Source organism: Chryseobacterium indoltheticum (assembly GCF_003815915.1).
In the GTDB taxonomy this organism is placed as follows: Bacteria; Bacteroidota; Bacteroidia; order Flavobacteriales; family Weeksellaceae; genus Chryseobacterium; species Chryseobacterium indoltheticum.
Map to the genome: position 1 here is coordinate 1,303,100 of NZ_CP033929.1, position 20,502 is coordinate 1,323,601.

The 20,502-nt window shown below is 35.4% G+C and carries 19 protein-coding genes and 2 tRNA genes; 11 read left to right on the forward strand and 10 right to left on the reverse strand.

The window, feature by feature from the left end; translation table 11 throughout:
• The first annotated feature begins 55 nt into the window (after nt 1-55).
• From EG358_RS06040 to EG358_RS06055, 4 genes are all read left to right on the forward strand, one after another.
• Nucleotides 56-1,585, forward strand: a complete 1,530-nt coding sequence (locus tag EG358_RS06040) for an aldehyde dehydrogenase family protein (RefSeq protein ID WP_076562626.1) — start codon at nt 56-58, stop codon at nt 1,583-1,585.
• 477 nt (nt 1,586-2,062) lie between these two features.
• Entirely contained in the window at nt 2,063-2,449 is a 387-nt protein-coding gene (locus EG358_RS06045) for a DUF779 domain-containing protein (RefSeq protein ID WP_076562624.1), read from the forward strand.
• A gap of 310 nt (nt 2,450-2,759) precedes the next feature.
• The gene (locus EG358_RS06050) at nt 2,760-3,146 is read left to right on the forward strand and encodes an HU family DNA-binding protein (protein ID WP_076562621.1); all 387 of its coding nucleotides are present in this window, start codon (nt 2,760-2,762) and stop codon (nt 3,144-3,146) included.
• A gap of 103 nt (nt 3,147-3,249) precedes the next feature.
• Nucleotides 3,250-3,675, forward strand: a complete 426-nt coding sequence (locus tag EG358_RS06055; protein WP_076562619.1) for a restriction endonuclease — start codon at nt 3,250-3,252, stop codon at nt 3,673-3,675.
• Nucleotides 3,676-3,759: 84 nt separating this feature from the next.
• Here the strand turns inward: EG358_RS06055 and EG358_RS06060 are convergent, their stop codons facing one another.
• A complete protein-coding gene (locus tag EG358_RS06060) occupies nt 3,760-4,959 on the reverse strand; it encodes a dicarboxylate/amino acid:cation symporter (RefSeq protein WP_076562617.1) in 1,200 nt (399 codons plus the stop codon).
• Nucleotides 4,960-5,129: 170 nt separating this feature from the next.
• Here EG358_RS06060 and EG358_RS06065 point away from each other — a divergent pair, with 170 nt between their 5' ends.
• The 3 genes from EG358_RS06065 to EG358_RS06075 are packed head-to-tail and all read left to right on the forward strand — an operon-like array spanning nt 5,130 to nt 6,918.
• On the forward strand, nt 5,130-6,044 hold the full coding sequence (locus EG358_RS06065; protein WP_076562615.1) for a DnaJ C-terminal domain-containing protein: 915 nt from the start codon (nt 5,130-5,132) through the stop codon (nt 6,042-6,044).
• 3 nt (nt 6,045-6,047) lie between these two features.
• Nucleotides 6,048-6,350, forward strand: coding sequence for a chaperone modulator CbpM (locus EG358_RS06070; RefSeq protein ID WP_076562613.1), 303 nt, complete (start codon nt 6,048-6,050; stop codon nt 6,348-6,350).
• A 31-nt stretch (nt 6,351-6,381) separates the two neighbouring features.
• Nucleotides 6,382-6,918, forward strand: coding sequence for a hypothetical protein (locus EG358_RS06075; protein ID WP_076562611.1), 537 nt, complete (start codon nt 6,382-6,384; stop codon nt 6,916-6,918).
• A 337-nt stretch (nt 6,919-7,255) separates the two neighbouring features.
• Here EG358_RS06075 and EG358_RS06080 read toward each other — a convergent pair whose 3' ends face one another.
• Nucleotides 7,256-8,239 (reverse strand): PLP-dependent cysteine synthase family protein, encoded by a 984-nt coding sequence (locus tag EG358_RS06080; RefSeq protein ID WP_076562609.1) that lies wholly within the window; start codon nt 8,237-8,239, stop codon nt 7,256-7,258.
• Between the two features lie 481 nt (nt 8,240-8,720).
• Here EG358_RS06080 and EG358_RS06085 point away from each other — a divergent pair, with 481 nt between their 5' ends.
• Entirely contained in the window at nt 8,721-9,710 is a 990-nt protein-coding gene (locus EG358_RS06085; protein ID WP_076563147.1) for an IS110 family RNA-guided transposase, read from the forward strand.
• 282 nt (nt 9,711-9,992) lie between these two features.
• Here the strand turns inward: EG358_RS06085 and EG358_RS06090 are convergent, their stop codons facing one another.
• The gene (locus EG358_RS06090) at nt 9,993-11,222 is read right to left on the reverse strand and encodes an ABC transporter permease (protein ID WP_076561876.1); all 1,230 of its coding nucleotides are present in this window, start codon (nt 11,220-11,222) and stop codon (nt 9,993-9,995) included.
• 4 nt (nt 11,223-11,226) lie between these two features.
• On the opposite strand from EG358_RS06090, the gene EG358_RS06095 reads away from it, so the two are divergent.
• Entirely contained in the window at nt 11,227-12,423 is a 1,197-nt protein-coding gene (locus tag EG358_RS06095) for an exo-beta-N-acetylmuramidase NamZ family protein (protein ID WP_076561888.1), read from the forward strand.
• A 52-nt stretch (nt 12,424-12,475) separates the two neighbouring features.
• Here EG358_RS06095 and EG358_RS06100 read toward each other — a convergent pair whose 3' ends face one another.
• The 7 genes from EG358_RS06100 to EG358_RS06130 form a co-directional block, all read right to left on the reverse strand.
• On the reverse strand, nt 12,476-12,682 hold the full coding sequence (locus tag EG358_RS06100) for a hypothetical protein (RefSeq protein ID WP_076561875.1): 207 nt from the start codon (nt 12,680-12,682) through the stop codon (nt 12,476-12,478).
• 1 nt (nt 12,683) lies between these two features.
• Nucleotides 12,684-13,334: a DUF3575 domain-containing protein gene (locus EG358_RS06105; protein ID WP_083677078.1), complete on the reverse strand. Its 651-nt coding sequence runs from the start codon at nt 13,332-13,334 to the stop codon at nt 12,684-12,686.
• Between the two features lie 9 nt (nt 13,335-13,343).
• Nucleotides 13,344-14,519: a thioredoxin family protein gene (locus tag EG358_RS06110; protein ID WP_076561874.1), complete on the reverse strand. Its 1,176-nt coding sequence runs from the start codon at nt 14,517-14,519 to the stop codon at nt 13,344-13,346.
• 109 nt (nt 14,520-14,628) lie between these two features.
• Nucleotides 14,629-14,701 (reverse strand) — tRNA-Phe (locus EG358_RS06115).
• A 117-nt stretch (nt 14,702-14,818) separates the two neighbouring features.
• Nucleotides 14,819-14,891 (reverse strand) — tRNA-Phe (locus EG358_RS06120).
• Nucleotides 14,892-14,999: 108 nt separating this feature from the next.
• Nucleotides 15,000-16,841 carry a lysophospholipid acyltransferase family protein gene (locus tag EG358_RS06125; RefSeq protein ID WP_076561873.1) on the reverse strand — a complete coding sequence of 614 codons (1,842 nt, stop codon included), beginning with the start codon at nt 16,839-16,841 and terminating at the stop codon, nt 15,000-15,002.
• A 22-nt stretch (nt 16,842-16,863) separates the two neighbouring features.
• Nucleotides 16,864-18,102 (reverse strand): aspartate kinase, encoded by a 1,239-nt coding sequence (locus EG358_RS06130; RefSeq protein ID WP_076561872.1) that lies wholly within the window; start codon nt 18,100-18,102, stop codon nt 16,864-16,866.
• Between the two features lie 317 nt (nt 18,103-18,419).
• Here EG358_RS06130 and fbp point away from each other — a divergent pair, with 317 nt between their 5' ends.
• Both fbp and EG358_RS06140 read left to right on the forward strand, forming a co-directional pair.
• Nucleotides 18,420-19,436, forward strand: coding sequence for a class 1 fructose-bisphosphatase (gene fbp, locus EG358_RS06135; RefSeq protein WP_076561871.1), 1,017 nt, complete (start codon nt 18,420-18,422; stop codon nt 19,434-19,436).
• Nucleotides 19,437-20,444, forward strand: coding sequence for an o-succinylbenzoate synthase (locus EG358_RS06140; RefSeq protein ID WP_076561870.1), 1,008 nt, complete (start codon nt 19,437-19,439; stop codon nt 20,442-20,444). It abuts the gene before it with no gap.
• Nucleotides 20,445-20,502 lie beyond the last annotated feature (58 nt).

Genomic DNA, 20,502 nt, shown 5'->3' on the forward strand with positions numbered 1-20,502 from the left:
TCAATTCTCTTTGCTGTATGTAATTTGGCTTTAGATAAAAATTAAACATATTAATATGAGCACAACAACAGAACAGCAATCGGCTACCACTTTACAGTGGCCGGAGTTTAAAAATCAATACAATAATTATATTGACGGCAAGTTTACAGCACCGGTTAACGGGCAGTATTTTGATGTGGTTTCTCCGGTTGACGGGAAAGTTTTCACGCAGGCAGCACATTCATCCAAAGAAGATTTAGAATTAGCGGTAAATGCTGCAGAAAAAGCATTTCAAACCTGGAAAGACACTTCTTCTACAGAAAGAAGCATTATCCTGAATAAAATTGCAGATAGAATTGAGCAGAATTTAGAATATATAGCAACGGTCGAGACTATTGATAACGGTAAAGCAGTAAGAGAAACTTTGGCAGCAGATATTCCTTTGGCAATTGATCATTTCAGATATTTTGCATCGGTCATCAGAGCAGAAGAAGGTTCTCACAACGAATTGGATAAAGATACGGTTTCGTTAATCGTTCATGAGCCTTTAGGAGTAATTGCTCAAATCATTCCTTGGAATTTTCCAATTCTTATGGCGGTTTGGAAATTAGCTCCGGCTTTGGCAGCAGGTAATTGCGTGGTTTTAAAGCCTGCAGAAAGTACACCGGTCTCTATCTTGGTTTTAATGGAATTAATAGGCGATTTGCTTCCGGCGGGAGTCGTAAATATCGTTAATGGTTTTGGAGCAGAATTGGGAAGAGCTTTGGTAACCAATCCGAAAGTGAACAAAGCAGCATTTACAGGTTCTACAGCAACAGGTCGTTTGGTAATGCAATATGCGACAGAAAATATTATTCCGGTGACTTTAGAATTGGGAGGGAAATCTCCAAACGTATTCTTCAGTTCAGTGATGGATGCAGATGATGCATTTTTAGATAAAGCGATTGAAGGAGCAGTACTTTTTGCTTTAAATCAGGGTGAGATTTGTACCTGTCCGTCAAGATTGTTGGTACAGGAAGATATTGCAGACGCTTTCATTGCAAAAGTTATCGAAAGAGTAAAAGCAATCAAAGTAGGAAATCCCTTAGATAAAACGGTGATGATGGGTGCTCAGGCTTCAAAAATTCAAAAAGACAAGATTCTTTCTTATATCAAATTGGGTAAAGAAGAAGGTGCAGAAGTTTTAGTGGGTGGTGATGTAAATAATGTTGGAGAAGGTTTAGATGAAGGATATTACATTCAGCCGACCATTTTCAAAGGAAACAACAGAATGAGAATTTTCCAGGAAGAAATTTTCGGACCGGTTCTGGCTTTCACAACGTTTAAAGACGAAGAAGAAGGAATCAAAATCGCCAACGATACTATTTACGGATTAGGAGCAGGAGTTTGGACGAGAGATGCACACCAGTTGTACAATGTGCCGCGTCAGATTCAGGCGGGTAGAGTTTGGGTCAATCAATATCACTCATATCCTGCAGGAGCGCCGTTTGGAGGGTACAAACAATCGGGTATCGGTAGAGAAAACCATAAAATGATGTTAGATCATTACCGTCAGACGAAGAATATGTTGATCTCTTACAACAAAAATAAATTAGGTTTCTTTTAATTTAAATATTTAGGGCGTGCCCGTTTTCCCCGTTTGTCACGGGGAAAACGGTCGGGCTATCCATGGCTGCACTTCGTTTCGGTGCTTCACACCGGCGAGGAACTCGCCGCCCTTCCTATCCCTCACGCAGAAGTGGTGTGAAAAACACGTCCCTATATTTGGTTTATGTAAAGCCTGACAATGCTTGTTTTGTCAGGCTTTTTTTAACTTTATAAAATAGACAAAGACTAAGCTCGACTTAATCAAAGTTTAATAAACCAAATTCTGTTTGAAAGACTTTAAAATGACTTAGGAGTCTGAAGCGTTAAGAAAATTCTTCTGCCTGAAGCGCGATACAAATGTTCAACCGAAGGGAAAAATAAGTTCTCGCGCAAGTTTAGAATTTTCAGTGAATTGAATTAATTTTCAGCGAAAGAATCCAAGTCTTGAACTTTTGGTTCTTTTGTTTCAAGACAAAAGAACAATAAAAAAATCATTATGGAAACAAAAAAAATATCAAGACTCTCAGTTACAGAAAAAGCATTGGAGGTAATCTGGGAGCTAGAGAAAAAGTATGGTGATCTGATGTTTTACCAGGCCGGAGGTTGTTGTGAAGGAACGCAGCCACAATGTTTTGAGAAAGGAGGTTATTTTCCAAGAATGAACGATGCAATGATCGGAACCATCAACGGACATGAGTTCTGGATCGACCGCGACCTTTTCGAATATTGGCAGTACTCGCATTTTACATTAGATATTTTAGAAGGTTTCGGTCCGGGCGGGTTTTCTCTGGAAACCCCTTTAGGAAAAACCTTTAAAGTGCATTACAAACTTTTTACGGCGGATGAATTGAAGAATTTAGAAGAGGTAAAACGAAGTGAATAAATAAAGTCCGCATCAGGAACCACAAAGTATTTCAAAACAATAGTCTTGGTTGTCCCATGTATGCTAGTAGAAAAGCTTACCATAAGAACCACGAAGTAGTTTAACTGAATTTATACTTGTGTTGATTTCAATTGAATCTGTAAAAATCTGTGAAGTCTGTAGGATATTTTTTTCCACTCATAGACTTCACAGATTTTCTTTTACTTAGATATTGTCGATATAAATCTCAAGCATTGTAGAAGTTTATCTGGAGACAAGTATTGCAAAGAAAAATTTAATAATTTTATTTTATAATTTAAATAATACACAAATGTCAATCAAGTACACCGTAATCGAACGTGGCGAACCAGGCGTGACTGGCGGGGGAATCAAAAAATGGTATGCACAGGTAAAGTATGATGGTGAGATGACCATCGACAATCTTGTAGATGAGATAGAGAAATTCTCCGCACTCAGTGAGGCAGATATACGTGGGGTTATCATTGCGCTGGAGAATGTCATCCAGAAAGAACTCGTCAATGGAAAAATCATCCGGCTCGACAAGCTGGGCAGCTTTTACCCAAGTCTTAGCAGCAGTGGTGCAGAAACCGAAGAGAAATTCACATCTACACTCATCAAAAGTGCCAAGGTAAATTACCGTCCGGGAAAGAGAATCGAAGATGCATTAAGTGTTGCCGATTTCACCAAAGACAAATAATACTAAAAATCACTGCGCAGTCACAACCCCGTCACTGCGCACCGAAGACCTCTTCACTGCGCAGTCATCACACGATGGATGCGCAGTCTTTTTTGAGAGGGCAGTGGGTTCAGTTTATAGCAATTGGAAGATTGAGAAACTGGCAGGAAGATTCAGTTACTCAAAAGCCAATCTTGGAAGAAAAGCGACCTCACTTACCTATGTTGATGGCTCTCCAAAGCCAGAGATTACTCAAGGTTTAATCGGAACCAAGTTTATAGAAGGAATACCAACGGAAAAGCATTTATATTCTACAGTCCCGACTTATGTATCTCGTAAAAAGGATAATGGTGAGAAGATCCTCAACATTATTGTAGAAACGAAAGATATTGATAAAAAATCTTCTTTAAGGAAAATAGAAGATGCCAAAATAGATTGTGCTAAAGAATTCTTTAATCAGTTAACAATAGATGGATACAAGGCAGAATTCAAAACCCAGCTTAATAATAAGAGAATCCGTCAGATCATTGATGAGGTATTGGCAGAATAAAAGAAAGTTTCGTTTTAGATTATACAAAGTGCAAGTTGTAAGGACTTGCAATTTTATTGATGAACAGTTTTATAGATGGATAAATCAAACCTTCACGAACCGATTCACAAACATCGCCGCTACAACATCTCCGACCGCATTCAAAACCGTCGCCAACGGATCTACCAAAGTTCCGATAATGATCACGGCGGGAATAGCTTCCTGTGGCAAGCTGTAAACAGAAATCATCAGCATTTCACCAATATAACCACCATTCGGAATTCCACCAGCGACGATACTTACGAAAACAGTGATTCCTAAAGCTAGCAAAAGATTAGAAGGTTCAAAAAAATCTCTCCCGATAATCTGAAAAGCTACATATATTTTAATAATCGAAGACATTGACGAACCGTTTTTATGCAATGTCGTCCCAATCGGTATCACCAAATTGGCAATCGAACTTGGAACTCCTATCCGTGATGCAGCTACCAAATTGGTGGGCATTGTTGCAAAGCTACTGCAGGTACTCAATGCGGTTAAGGTCGGAAGAATTGCATTTTTCCAGAAACTTTTTATTCCGTTTTGTCCGTTTGCCATAAAAGCATAGAGCGTGAAAAAGACAAAGAAGTAGATAATTCCTGCAACGTAATATAAACCAAGCGGTTTAGCGTAAAAACCAAAAAGCTGAGGTCCCAATGTGGCAACCTGATATGCAAAGTATGCTCCCAAACCGATGGGTGCAATTTTCATAATCATTAAAAGAAGTTCTTTCATTACTTCATAGCCTGAAGCAATAAAAACCCTGAATGGTTTCCCGTTTTCGCCTGATTTTCTGGCTGCAAAACCGGTAAGGAAAGCAAAAATAAGAAGCGCGAGCATATTTTTTCGGGAAAACAATTCGGTAAACTCACCAACGGTAAAAAAGCTTACAATTCTATCGCCCCAATTTTCTTCTTTGGTAGCTTCAGTAATCAGTTCTGTACTTCCTGATATGGATGAAACGGGAAAAAGATAGACTGCGCTAATCGTAAAAACTGCTGCAGTCAATATAAAAAAGAGAAATGTAAAAGACATTACCAGAAGGATTTTACCAAACTTAGATTCCTGCTCAAGAGAAGCAATGGAATTTGAAACGGCAAAAAATACAAGCGGAACTACACTTACAAAAAGAAGATTAAGGAAAATGTCCCCCAGAGGTTTTATGTACTCCACGATTTGTGGAGCAATAATACCGATAATACTTCCCACGGTGATTCCCAGAAGTAAAAGCAAAATTCCGGAATAGTTTTTTAAGACCTCTTTCATAGGTGGATATTTCTTGTTTCTGACTAATTATTGTATTAATCAGTATTTGAACTTCAGTTTAGTAATGGCGACGTTCAGCCTGATTTTTATCAAAGATAGATTTATTTTTAACAATTTCTTAGATGCATGTTCGCCTTAATTTTTCTAAATTTGAGTAAACATTCGTTTCTATGGCTTATATAGATTATTACAAAATTTTAGGCGTAGACAAAAGCGCAACTCAGGATGCTATTAAAAAAGCGTATCGCAAACAGGCAAGAAAACTCCATCCAGACCTTAATCCGAACGACAAAGAGGCAGAAAAACAGTTCAAAGAGCTGAATGAAGCCAATGAAGTGCTCAGTAATCCTGAAAACCGTGCCAAGTACGATAAGTATGGTGAAAACTGGAAGCATGGTGAAGAATACGAAAAAGCCCAACAACAGCAAAGACAGCAATATCAAGGCGGAAACTACGGCGGTGGATTCTCTGGTGCCGATTTTGGAGAAGGTGAAGATTTTTCAGATTTTTTCCAAAGCATGTTTGGCGGAGCAGGTGGCGGTTTCGGGAGAAGTTCACGCGGCAGTGCCTCCGGAAAGTTTAAAGGTCAGGATGTTCAGGCAGAATTAAATTTAAACTTAAAAGAAGCAGCAACAACGCATCAGCAGACTTTTGATATCAATGGTAAAAAGGTAAGAATCACAATTCCCGCCGGAGTGTATGACGGGCAGCAAATAAAATTAAAAGGTCACGGAAATCCGGGCGTTAACGGCGGTCCGAGCGGAGATTTGTATATTACTTTTAATATCAATCCTGATCCTAATTTTGAAAGAGTAGGAGATGATCTGAAAACTAAAGTTACAATTGATCTTTACACGGCAGTTTTAGGCGGCGAAGTGTATGTAAGCACTTTGGAGGGAAGCGTTAATCTGAAAGTAAAACCCGGAACACAAAACGGAACAACGGTAAGACTAAAAGGAAAAGGCTTTCCAATCTATAAAAAAGACGGTCAATTTGGTGATTTATTTGTGACGTATGATGTAAAATTGCCGACCGATCTTACAGATAAGCAGAAAGAACTTTTTGAACAACTTAAAAATTCCTAAGCTATGAGTGAAAGAATATCACGCGAAGAGCTCGTACAGATTTATAATATTGAAATTACTTTTTTTGATGAATTGGTAGATTCGGGTTTGCTGAATATAGAGACGGATAATGAAATTCGTTATCTGATGTATGAAGATCTTCCCACATTTGAGCGATTTACCAATTGGCATTACGATCTGGAAATTAATCTTCCCGGTCTTGAAGTAATCCACAATATGCTTCAGAAAATGGAAAATTTAAATCAGATCAACCGTGAGTTAATGCAAAAACTTTCGGCGATAAGTGATAAATATGAGGATATTTAATTTAGTTTTGTAAACTATAAAAACTCATTACATGGCAAGACTCAACGACGATAAGATCATTAATTTACAGATCAACAAAAAAGATTTTGAAGAGATTTACCTTCATGGAGACCAGGGAAGCCTTTTTTTCTCACCAACTGTGAAAGGGAAGTTGATCACCACAATCGTAGTAGCTGTGATTTTGTTGGTTTTATTTTACTTTAAAGATGATTTAAGTAAAGAGAAATTCGGGATTTTATACTTTGTGAGTTTCCTTTTTCTGCTTTGTGCGGTCTACTTATCTTTAGCGATCAATAAAGTTTCAAAATGGAAAAAGGAAGTGGTAAAATATCTTAAAACACTTGAAAATACAGATATTTACCAAATTCAGTTTAATGCTAAAGTTTTTAAAGTAAACCTTAATGACAATAAAGAAACCAGTCTTTGGACAGAATTCACGGCTGCAGAGATCAGCGATAAATTTATCGGTTTAGAAGGGAAATTCAATTATATGTTTCCAAAAAAGTCAATGCAGGAAGCAGATTTCGAATTGCTGAAGCAAGCGGTGCAAACGAATGTTTTGAAATAGAACTTAGAAAAATCGTTTGCTTTAAAATTTTTGCTTCCTCAATAAATTTAATGCTTTTAAGTAATCATCAAAATCTTGTTTATAAATAAAATTTGTGCATTCGTGGCAAAAATATAGGATACTAAACTAATACTGATTGTATGAATTTTCGTAAATGATGAGAAGGGTATCTTTGTAAATATGCGTATAAAAGTTAATAGCCACGAATACACAAAGCTAATTGTTAGTATTTTTAAATGATTTGTTGTGTATTGTTGTTTCATCATGACTAGACAATTTAAATAAATAAAAAACTCAGAGCAAATACTCTGAGTTTTGTTTTATAATGAAAAGCTGATTACTCTAACCAACCCATTTCTTTCATCCATTCGTCGTTGTAGATTTTCCCAACGTATCTTGAACCGTGATCGTGAAGAAGTACAACAATGATATCATCTTTTGTGAACTGATCTTTCATCTGTACCAAAGCTGCCATTGCGCTTCCTGCAGAATATCCACAGAAAATACCTTCTTCTTTAGCTAGTTTTCTTGCATAAATAGCACCGTCTTTATCGGTCACTTTTTCGAAATGATCGATCACAGACATATCGTAATTTTCAGGAAGAATATCTTCACCAATACCTTCTGTAATGTAGCTGTAAGCGTTTCCTAGATTAATTTCTCCCGTTTCGTGAATTTCTTTTAAGATAGAACCATACGTATCGACTCCGATTATTTTTATATCAGAATTTTTTTCTTTAAAGAAAGTTCCGCACCCTGTAATGGTACCGCCCGTTCCGGCTCCAACAACAAAATGAGTCAGTTTTCCTTCCGTTTGTTCCCAGATTTCAGGAGCGGTAGAATCGTAGTGAGCAGCTCTGTTAGACAAATTATCATATTGATTAACGTACCATCCGTTTTCCGTTTCTTTTGCCAATCTCTTTGAAACTGAATAATAAGAACGAGGATCTGTAGGTTTTACGTCTGTAGGACAAACGATAACTTCAGCTCCAACGGCACGAAGAATATCACATTTTTCTTTTGACTGTTTAGCGTTTGTTACAAAAATACATTTGTAACCTTTGATGATGGCTGCCAAAGCCAATCCCATCCCTGTATTTCCTGAAGTACCTTCAATGATCGTTCCCCCTGGTTTTAGTCTTCCGTCTTTTTCGGCGTCTTCAATCATTTTTACGGCCATTCTGTCTTTTACCGAATTTCCGGGGTTGAAAGTTTCTACTTTTGCCAAAACCAATGCTGGAAAATCTTCACCCAAAACTTTATTAAGCTTTACAAGAGGGGTATTTCCAATGGTTTCAAGTATATTTTCTGCGTATTTCATATGTAGCTTTATTCTTTTTTTATGGTCATATGTTATCGCTTATCTTCGTACACTTATGCGATTTAAAAGTCTACACAGCGATTTCACAAATGTTTTTTATGCCTGACAAAGATACGGTTTTCAAATAATTAATAATTAAAAATGAAGAATTAAGAGCGTTTCCAATAAAACTTTTCAACGCTATACCCATCAATTTAATCAGGAGCTTTTTCCCGCTTTTCGTTACAATCTTTTTTTTCAAAAAAGGATTTTCACTGCAATGGTAAGTTTGCATTAGTAAATGTACTTTAATAAATTAGTTAAAAAATTAACCTAAAGATAAAAGCAGCAGGATAAAGGCAGACGCTTCACTGATACTTAGATATCGTCCCCGATTTTATTCCCCTGCTGCTGTTTTCTTCCAAATCCGGATAGAACGTTGTTTAGCCATAACTTTTACCATGGTGGATCAGAAGAAAACTTCTTTAAAAAAGAATTTTGTATGTCAAAAATATCAAAAAAAGTAATTGGAGTAGATGTCGGAGCGAAGTTTTTAACAGTAAGCTTTAATGATTTTGAAAACAGAGATCAGGTTTTTAATATAGAAAATACCCAGCGCTCTATTTTGTCATTTCTAAAGAAACTGCGGATAGAAGATTATTGTTTTGTCATTGAGGCCACAGGAAATTACAGCAGTCGTATTTTACATTTATCCTTAGTTCAGGGCTTTGAATCAAGTCTGATAAACTGTATGTCTGTTAAGCATTTTGCAAGGATGAAAAACATCATCAGCAAGACAGATGCTGAAGATGCCAAGCTGATCAGGCTTTACGGAGAGATGTTTAAACCTGATATTTATACTTCTAAAAGTGTTGATATTGAACATCTTGATCAGGAACTAAAGCTTCTCAATGATTTGGAGGAAGAAAAAAGGAGATATGGAGTGAAGTTAAAATCTCTTCGCTATAATGCTCAGATTAATCCAAACACAGAAAAACATTATGAAAGAAGATTACAACAATTAGAAAAAGAGATTAAAGAAGTTATAAGCCGTCTCCCTGGGCTCCAGGATGAAGAGTTTAAGGAAACAAAAGCATTACTACAAAGTGTATCTGGCATTGGTGAAAAGACATCTCTTCAACTGATGACGGCTACTTCAGGATTTAAAAACTTTAATTCAGCAAAATCATTATCTAAATATTTTGGCTTGGCACCCCGTATTTATCAATCGGGAAAGAAATCATATTCCCCGGGAAAATGCAGAACCTCAAAGAATCATATCAGGGGCTTGTTATATGTTTGTTCGTGGACGGCAATTAAGCATAACAAACAATGTAAAGAGTTTTATGAAAGACTTCTTTCTCAGGGGAAACCTAAAAAATTAGCTTTAATTGCAGTATGTAACAAGCTACTGAGAATATGTTTTGGAGTGGTAAAAAATAAAATCAATTATCAACCAGATTATCAAAAAAACTTTAAAATTTTAACCTGAATAATTTGCATAGTAACATAGAACATCGGGGCTAAGGTATTTGTCACATTACAATTATTTGTCATTGCGAGCAGATTGCAAGTCTGTGAACGTTGTCTCGTAGCGTAGAAATCTCAAAAGTATTTTATAATAAATGTCCACTCATTTTGTCATTCTGTAAGAATCTCCACAGTCGAATCACAAAATGCCCGCTTAGATTTCTACGAAATGACAAACTTTATGAAAAACAAAATTTGTAATTAATAATTCACAATTCACTAGCGAAGCTAAATTGACAATTCACTAATTATACTTAATCGCTTTTACAGGAGAAATTTTACTGATCAGATAACTTGGGATCACCAAAGCCATTCCCGAAATAATTAAAACACCTATCGAAATAGAAATAATAATCCATGGGTTAAGGTCAACGGGAACTACACTTACATAGTAATTATTAGGATTTAGTTTTATAATTCCTGTATATTTTTGGGTAATTAAAAGCCCGAGTCCGATGAGGTTTCCGCACAAAAGCCCCGGAACCATGATAATCAAAGTATAGTTGATAAAGGTCGCACGAATCTGTCCGTTCGTTGCACCCAACGTTTTAAGCAAGCCAATAGAATTGGTTCTTTCGATGATAAGAATCAGCAATACCATGATGATATTGATGATGACCACCAAAAGCATGATTGAAATAATAATACCGATATTGGTGTCAAAGAGACCGATCCAATCGTTTATTTGCGGATATTTATCGGTTGCTTTTTCTGCATAATTTTTATATCCTATGAATTGTTCAACTTCAGGAGCGTCTTCGTCAACATTATTAATATTTTTGCAGAATACATCGAGCCCGCCAATTTCATCAGGCTTCATATCCATAATTCTTCGTACGTGATTGATATCGCCGACCACAAACTGTTCATCGATCATTTTGATGTCGGTTTTGTAGATTCCTACAACTTCAAAGTTTCTGTAAATAGGTTTTTGATCAGCCTTTGAAAAAACAGTAACAATGCTGTCGTTTACTTTCAGATGAAGATCATTAGCTATTTTTTCTGAAATGACAACGCCGTTGTTGTAGCCTTCTCCATTCAAAAAAGGAGTTTTTCCGGCAGTCAGAAATTTTTTGAACCTCAAACTGTCAAAATCTTTACCGACACCTTTAAAAATGATTCCGGCAAAGCTGTTTTCATTACGCATAATTCCGGTTACCATTGCATATCCCTGTACTGTCGCAACATCGGGAAGAGCTTTGATTTTTTTAATATCCAATCCTTGATTATCGAGAACCGAAGTATTGTAAGATGAATTTGATTTGGTAGATCTTACCGTAATGTGACCACTGAAATCTCCCAATCTTTCTTTAATCGCTTTTTTTGAACCCAATCCTGTAGAAACAGTGATGAGCGAAACGATAATTCCCAGCGCTACAGACAGCCTGCCGATGAAGATGATAACCCGAGAAAGGTTATTTTTGTTATCTTTGGAAAACGCTATTTTTCGGGAAAAATATAATGGAAATTTCAAGCTTATGAATTTAAATTTCAAAATTAAAACTTTAGTTCTTATTTGCCTAATTTTTTTAGGAGTATTCAGTCAATATTATTCTCAGACATCAAATAAAGAAGGTTTTAAAACTGGTGCAGACCGCCCGGAACTCTATCTTCCGCTTCTGAAGAATAAAACAATTGGTATTGTTACCAATCAAACAGGATTATTACAAGACAAGACTCACCTGGTAGATTTTCTGGTGAAAAATAATATAAAAATCAAAACTATTTTTGCTCCTGAACATGGTTTCCGAGGGAATGCTGATGCTGGCGAAAAAGTGAAAAATGGAGTAGACATTAAAACAGGAATCCCTATTGTTTCGCTTTATGGACCGAACAAAAAGCCGAAACCGGAACAGTTAAAAGGAATTGATATTGTTGTTTTTGATATTCAGGATGTTGGGGTACGATTTTATACGTATATCTCAACTTTAACTTATTTAATGGAAGCCGGAGCTGAAAATAATGTTGAAATTATGGTGCTCGATCGGCCAAATCCTCACGACGGATATATTGACGGCCCTGTTTTAAAGAAAAAATGGGAAAGTTTTGTAGGAATGCATGAAGTTCCTGTGGTGTATGGTTTGACCATCGGAGAATACGGAAAAATGGTAAATGGTGAAAAATGGTTGAAAAATGGAGTTCACGCAAAATATACCTTAATTGAAATGCAGAACTATCATAAGAAACAGCGGTATTCAATTTTAGATAAACCTTCCCCTAATTTGCCGAATGACCAATCGATAAATTTGTATCCAAGCTTATGTTTTTTTGAAGGAACTCAGGTTTCTGTAGGGAGAGGAACAGATATTCCGTTTCAGGTTTATGGCTCACCATGGACAAAAGATCTGCCTTATCAGTTTACTCCAAAACCCAATTTCGGAGCAAAAGATCCTTTCCTGAATGGTAAATTATGTTATGGTGAAAATCTTTCCGATTATTCTAAAGATTTAAGGGAAATCAATTTAGAATGGCTACTCAAAGCGTATAAAAATTATAAAAATCCGCAGCAGGATTTCTTTCTTAAAAATCTTTTCTTTGATACTTTGGCAGGAAGTGATGAGTTGAGAAAACAAATTATCTCGGGTAAATCTGAAAAAGAAATCAAATCTTCCTGGAAATCAAACTTAGAGAAGTTTTCGAAAATCAGGAGTAAATATATTATTTATCAAGATTAAAAAATGTCAACTGTAAATTTTACAGTTGACATTTTTTTATGTTCTCTATTTATTAATCAAAATTCTGAGGCGGATTCTTATCATCTTTACCTTTATTCAAAATAAATAGTCCGATGGATAAGCCTATAACGCCAGCACAAGCAGTCATTAATGCACGTTCTAATTTATCAGCTTCATGATTCCCGAGATAATTCATCAGGAATAATATTGCAAATGTAATAACCGATATGATAATATGGTTTCTTCCTAGTAGTTTCATTTTATTTTAATCTGTAAGAAATCATTACTCCTCCTCTGTAAGGAATTATTTCGCCGCTTCTGTTGTAACCGTCTGGCTTTTCATCATATCTTTTACCTGATACTCGATCATACCCTTTGTAAAAATCCTGTGAAGTTCCTATCGTACCATATAAATCCATTCTCCAATTATCGGATAATTTAAACTGGTACCCTGCAGTGATTCCAGCTAAAAATGAATATCCTTTTTGATAAAGATTTGATTTTGTAAAAATTACATTTTCTTCATTTTTACTTGGGTATGGATCATCATTCCAGTAATTCCATTTTTGCAATACAAAAGATGATACTCCAATATTTGCACCTAAATACCACCCGTCAAAAGCTTCTCTGAAATAGTATCTCCCTTCAATCGATGCAGAGTAATACTGCAACTCATGGCCGGAAAATGATTTCCAGGGAGATATTAAAACATCTCCCTGTATTGTTATTTTCTTATTTATTTGATGCTCTAAACCTAAATTAATAATTCCGATCGGAATTAATAAAGCATTTCCTTTTATGTATACTTTTTTGTCAGTTTCAGATTTTATCTCTTCAGTCTGATTTTCCTGCGCGCTAATATGTATTATTGAAAATAAGCTTAAAGCAGCGCTAAAAATTTTATATTTCAAAATGTATTCTTATTTAATTTGGTTTAATAATGCTTGTGCTAAACTTGCGTCTTTACCCGATTGATTAGCAATGTTTTTAGATTGCTCAGCAAAGTTTTTGGCTAAATCTTTACTTCCTAAATTAAAATAAAGTTTGGCTAAAATATAAGTGTTCTCCGATGTTTCACCACGCATAACAGACTTTTCAGCCCATTCTGCAGCTTTCTTCAAAGAAGATTGCGTTTTTATATGATCTGAAAATATCCATGCTGCTTTTAAAAGCTCATTTGGTTCAAATGTATCAGCATTTTTATAGTAATCTAAAGCTACTTTTTCATATTCTGGAAAATTCGAATTTTGCTCGTAATAAGCCAGTTTGGTCTGGTTAAGTTTTGTAAGAGCAGCTTCTTTTCCCACTAAAGGTTCCGCAGTTTTTAGAAAATAAGCGTCATTGATTTTTTTAGCTTTATCATCAATAGATTCCTCAACAACTTTGCCTAAAACCAGTTGGTTATTAAATTCATTGTAATTTTCTTCGGGTAAAAACTTTAGGATTTCAGCCTTTTTAGCAACAAAAGTTTTATAATTTACATCATCAGATGACTTCAGAAAATAAAATAAAAGTCCGGCCTCATCTTTTGTGAATTCTTCGTCTTTACTTTTATTTTCAAAATATCTTTCAGAAGCTTTTTTAGCAAATTCATAATCTGAACTTGAATTCAGCTTCATGATATTGATCAAAAAATCTTTGTCCTTTTCACCATTTGCAAAACGCTCTTTCAAAGAACCTTTTTTGTTATTCGGGGCGTTTATTTCTTGTGCCATTGCCAGAAATAAACTTTCTTCCATGTAACCATAATTTTGTGAAACCAATTCGCCATCGCCATTTAGGAATAGATAAGTAGGATACGATCGAACGCCAAATTTTTGAGCAACTTCTCGTCCTTCACCTTTTTCCATGTCAATTCTTGCGTTGACGAAGTTTTTATTGTAAAAATCTCCCACAGATTTTTTGGTAAAAATATTTTTCTCCATCATTTTACAGGGACCGCACCAAGAAGCGTATGCATCGATAAATACGAGCTTATTTTCCTTTTTTGCCTTTGCGATAAGATCCTTAAAAGGGATATCCTGAAATTTAATCTCATCCTGAGCCAAAATAAAGACATTGATAAAAATAAATAACCCGGAGATAATCTTTCTCATTCTCATTATAAATTTAAAGAAACGAAGATACTTAATTTTGGTTTTATATGAATAATGAAACTTTCATTAAAATAATAAACAAAAAAACCGCCCTATAAAAGGCGGTTTGTGGTTTCTCCAGGAATCGAACCAGGGACACATGGATTTTCAATCCATTGCTCTACCAACTGAGCTAAGAAACCATTTTGTGTTGTACTTCGTTTTTGAAGTGGTGCAAAAGTAATAATAAATATTAAATTCTGCAAATTTACTTTTAAACAATTTTGAAAAGAAAACCGCCTAATGAAAGGCGGTTTAAGTGGTTTCTCCAGGAATCGAACCAGGGACACATGGATTTTCAATCCATTGCTCTACCAACTGAGCTAAGAAACCATTATATTGTTGTATGATTTACTTCGTTGTTTTAAAGTGATGCAAAAGTAGGAAGTTTTGGTATATGAAGCAAGTATTAATTAAAATTTTTTGCCAATAAATTAAAACCTACTGATTTTCAGTCTGATTATTTTCCTGTTCTTTTCTTATTTGCTCACTCATTTCCTCTAAAACAGGCTTAATGGTACTTTCCGGAAGGTCACTTATTCTGATATACATCAAGCCGTCAATCGCATCGTTAAAATTTGGATCAACATTGAAAGCAATCACTTTTGCATTTTGCTTGATGTATTTTTTAATTAAAACCGGCATTCTCAATTCAGGCTCAAGATCGTCAATGATTTTATCTAATTTATTTAAATCAGATTCCATTTCATCTAAAAAAAGATTTTTATCACGATCTCTAAGCTTTACTTTAAAATCATTTCGTGGGGTAATGTATTGAGCTACTGCAGAATCATAATAGTTTGATCGCATAAACTCAATCATTAAAGATTTAGAAAACTCTGAAAATTTATTAGAAATGCTTACGCCTCCCATCAGGAATTTATGATCGGGGTTTCTTAAGCAAACATGTACAATCCCGCGCCATAAAAGGAACAAAGGAAGTGGCTTTTGCTGATACTCTTCACAAATATAAGCCCGTCCCATTTCGATTACTTTTTTGAAAAAAGGATGGATATCTTGTTCAAATTCAAAAAGAGAACTGGTGTAAAAGCCTTTAATACCAAACTTTTTCATCACATCCTTACCCAAAGCCATTCTGTATGCTCCGGCTAGTTTTTCTGCAGCGTTATCCCATAAAAACAGGTGATGATAGTGTTTGTCATATTCATCAAGATCAAAGGGAAGATTACTTCCTTCACCCACCGCACGAAAGGTAAGTTCTCTCTGTCTTCCTATTTCCCGCATTACTGAAGGAATCTGCTCATATGGAGTAAAATATATTTCGTAGTTACCATTACTGAAAAGCATTTTATCTGTGCCTCTCAGTTTATTGATGTCTTTTATAATATCTTCTTTCGGAGTCTCATCAATGATATTCTGAACAATATTTTCTTCTCTTAATAAAGGGAATTTTACGTATAAATTTTTAAGATTAATAGCCTGCGCCAGAGATTTTCTTTTTTCATAATAAGATTTCATCATATAAACCTTACGTTTCAAAAATTCACCCAGTTCCTCAATGTTTTCCATCTCGTCCATCACTTTTACCGTGATAGGTTTCCCTATTCTTATTCGGATTGGCTTTTCGCGGTCATTCATCATTTCTGCAGGAAGCATAATCGTCTGCAAATTAGGGTGAATCTTGGCTACCTGGTAAAATAAAGTGCTGTTTTTAGCATGGAAATACATCGGAACAACGGGTACTTTTGCCATTTTTATAAGCTTTAAAGCAGGTTTTTCCCAATCTCTATCCAGAATTTCTCCGTATGGATTATTTTTATTTGAAACTTCTCCGGCAGGAAAAATTCCTACGCAGCCTCCATTTTCAAGATGCTTCAAAGTTTCGCGCATTCCGGTTGAGCTGTTTCGCACTTCCCTTCTGCCTTCAAATGGGTTTACAGCAATCACAAACGGTTCCATGGGTTTTATTTTTTCTAAAAGAAAATTCCCCATCACTTTAAAATCCGGGCGAACTTCGGAAAGAATTTTGCACATCAAAATCCCGTCGATAGCACCCAGAGGATGATTAGAAACCAAAATAAAAGGACCGGTTTTCGGAATTTTTGCCAAGTCTTCTTCAAAAGCAACATAGCTCAAATTTCTCTCTCTTACAAAAGAATCGAAAAAATCTTTTCCCTCTTTGTCTTTCAGCTTATCATAAAGTCTGTTGACTTCATTTATTTTTGCAATGCTCATAACAGCAGATGCCACAGGATTTTTAAGAAACCCTATTTTATGCAAGCCGGAAGCCTTGATTAAATCATTTTTCGATATTAAGCTCATGTGTGTTTAGTCCGAATTAGTTTTATAATGTTACCATTTGAAGTGTATTTTTTGAAATCTGTTCCAATAATACATTTTTTTCTTGGTAAAACTTGTCAATGTTCTCCATTTTTGCATTTCTTACAGTAAATAAAGATACATTTTTTATAACATCTGTCTTGAAAATTTTCTGAAGTTCATTATTAAGCTCCTCAATTTTAAGGAATTTATCTTCAAGACATAGTGCCAGCGAAATTGCAGAATTCTGCATCAAAGAAACTTTGATTTTGTGTTTAGCTAAATTATTGAAGATCAAACTCATGTGGTCTTCTGCGATGAAAGAGAAATCTCTTGTGTAAATTTTTAGTAATGTTTGGTTATCCTTTAAAATATAAGATTCTTCACTTTGATTTTTATCAGAAGCACCTACTTTAGTTCCTTCTTTTGTAGGATCGACAAAAGATTTCACATAAAAAGGAATATTTTTTTGTTGAAGTGGCTGCAAAGTTTTTGGATGGATAACACTCGCACCAAAATAAGCTAACTCTATTGCCTCCTCGTAAGAGATATTAGATAATAAAGTTACATCCTTAAAGATTCTAGGGTCACCAGTCATCACTCCCGGAACATCTTTCCAAATAGTCATTGCCGTTGCATTAAGGCAATACGCGAAAATAGCAGCAGAATAATCTGAGCCCTCTCTTCCTAAAGTCACTGTAAAATTATTATCATCAGAGCCAATGAAACCTTGGGTTACATAGCAGATGTCAGGATTAAGATTTGAGATAAATTCCTCAGTTTTCTGCCAGTTTACGATACCGTCTCTATAAGAATCGTCTGTTTTTATATAATCTCTTGCATCAAGCCACTGGTTGGTAAATTGTATATCGTTCAGATATTCGCTCACAATTTTAGTGGAAATCATTTCTCCGCAGCTTACTACCTGATCGTAAACAAAATTATAATTTGGAGATTTATTTCTTCTTAAAAATGAAACAATGTCATCAAAAAACAAATTGATTTCTGCAAAAACTGCATGATCTTCCGAGAAAAGCCCCTTAGCTATTTCGATGTGTTTCTGTTTTATATGTTCTATTTCAGTTTGATAGTTATCTTTTTTGAAATACATTTCTACCACTTTTTCCAGCTCATTGGTCGTTTTACCCATTGCTGAAATTACAAGTAGACATTTTTCAAAACCCTGGCTGCTAAGAACCATGGATACATTTTTTACACTCTCGGCATCTTTCACCGATGCGCCTCCAAACTTGAAAATTTTCATTAAATTGTTAAGAATAAAATTGTTAGATAAAAAAGATTGGTTTTTTTTTCGGAGGTCAAAATTATGGAATTACGATGAGATATGAAATAGCGTTGAACCGGGATTGAATTAAGATTTGCTTAAAATTGAAGTAAAGTACAGGTAATATTTGCTGTTTGATGGTACAATTGGGAATAGTTACACGGATAAAATTATGCTGTGTATATAGAAATATGATTGATATAGTGTTGATTAATAGTGTCTAAGGTCTTTTGTAAGAAAATGTTTTTTAATGTGATAAAATTTACGAAATTTGGCAGTAAAGTAAAAACATAAAAATGTCAGATCAACCATTACAGACCCTAGGAGAATTTTTAATTGATAAGCAGGAAGATTTTCAGTATTCCACTGGGGAATTTTCGCGCCTTCTAAGTGCTATAAGACTGGCGTCCAAAGTTGTAAACAGAGAAGTAAACAAAGCAGGAATTGTAGATATTGCAGGAGCTGCAGGAAACCAGAATGTTCAGGGTGAAGAGCAACAGAAGCTTGATGTGATTGCCAACGATATTTTTATCACTGCACTTTCTCAAAGAGAAGTTGTTTGCGGTATTGCTTCTGAAGAGAACGATGATTTTATTGATATTAAATGCGGAGAAAATGGGCATTTAAGCAAATATGTCGTTCTGATCGATCCATTAGACGGTTCTTCAAATATTGATGTAAATGTTTCTGTGGGAACTATTTTCTCAATTTACAGAAGAGTTACAGAGCCGGGAACTCCTGTGCAGCTAGAAGATTTTTTACAGAAAGGTATTAACCAGATTGCTGCAGGATATGTGATTTACGGATCTTCTACAATGATTGTTTACACCACTGGTAACGGTGTAAACGGGTTTACTTTGGATCCTTCTTTGGGAACATATTATTTATCCCATCCAAATATGACATTCCCGAAATCAGGTAAAATTTATTCAATCAACGAAGGAAATTATATCAAGTTTCCGCAAGGAGTTAAAAATTACCTGAAATATTGTCAGATGGAGGAAGGCGATCGTCCTTACACTTCAAGATATATTGGTTCCTTAGTAGCTGATTTTCATAGAAATATGTTAAAAGGCGGAATTTATATTTATCCGTCATACGGCCAATCACCAAATGGAAAGTTGAGATTATTATATGAATGTAATCCTATGGCATTCCTAGCGGAACAAGCTGGTGCAAAGGCTACAGACGGTTTCAGAAGAATTATGGAAATTGAGCCGACAGAGCTTCACCAAAGAATTCCTTTTTTCTGTGGAAGTGTTGAGATGGTGGAAAAGGCAGAAGAATTTATGCGAATTGACAGCGTAAAATAAATGACAGCAAAATATTACAAATATATATTAGAATTCAAGCGCCCGAGTGGAACATCTCGCGGCGTTTTGCTTACTAAAGAAACCTACATTCTTGAAATTTTTGAAAATGCAAACAAAGGAGTAGGAGAGTGTGCACTATTCAGAGGGTTGAGCTATGATGACACCCCAGAGTATGAAGGGAAAATGAACTGGCTCTGTGAAAATATAAATCAGGATTTTAAATTTTTAAAAGAAGAATTAAAAGAATTTCCATCAATTTGGTTTGGCTACGAGCAAGCTTTGTTGAATTTAAAACACGGCGGGAAACTTTATTTTCCAAGCGAATTTACAAATGAGAAAGGCTCAATGACGATTAATGGTTTAATCTGGATGGGGGATATAGATTTTATGGAAGAGCAGATTCAGGAAAAACTTGAACAAGGCTTTCATTGTATCAAATTAAAAATCGGTGTCGATTGGAAGTCTGAACATGCTATTCTTCAAAAACTAAGACAAAAATTTTCAAAAGAACAGTTAGAATTACGAGTTGATGCCAATGGCGGGTTTTCTAAAGAAGAAGCACAAGTCGTACTGCAACAGCTTTCAGATTTACATATTCATTCTATCGAGCAGCCCATAAAAGCTGGAAATTGGGATGATATGGCAGTTTTGTGCGCGGACACCCCGACTCCAATAGCGCTTGATGAAGAGCTGATCGGAATTTTTAATTTAAACGAAAAGAAGAAACTTTTAGAAAAAATAAAACCTCAATACATTATTCTGAAGCCAGCTTTGGTCGGAGGTTTTGCAGGTTCTGACGAATGGATATCTGTAGCTGAGCAGCAAAATATAAAGTGGTGGATTACATCTGCTTTAGAAAGTAATATTGGATTAAACGCTATTGCGCAGTACACTTTTACGAAAGATAATTTTATTCCTCAGGGATTGGGCACAGGAAACCTGTTTACTAATAATTTTAAAACGCATCTTGATCTGATTGGCGACAAATTGTTTTTCAAAATCAATTAGTATTAAAATCAAATTGCTTAAAAGACATTATACAACGTCTTCAATGAAGATTGCTTTC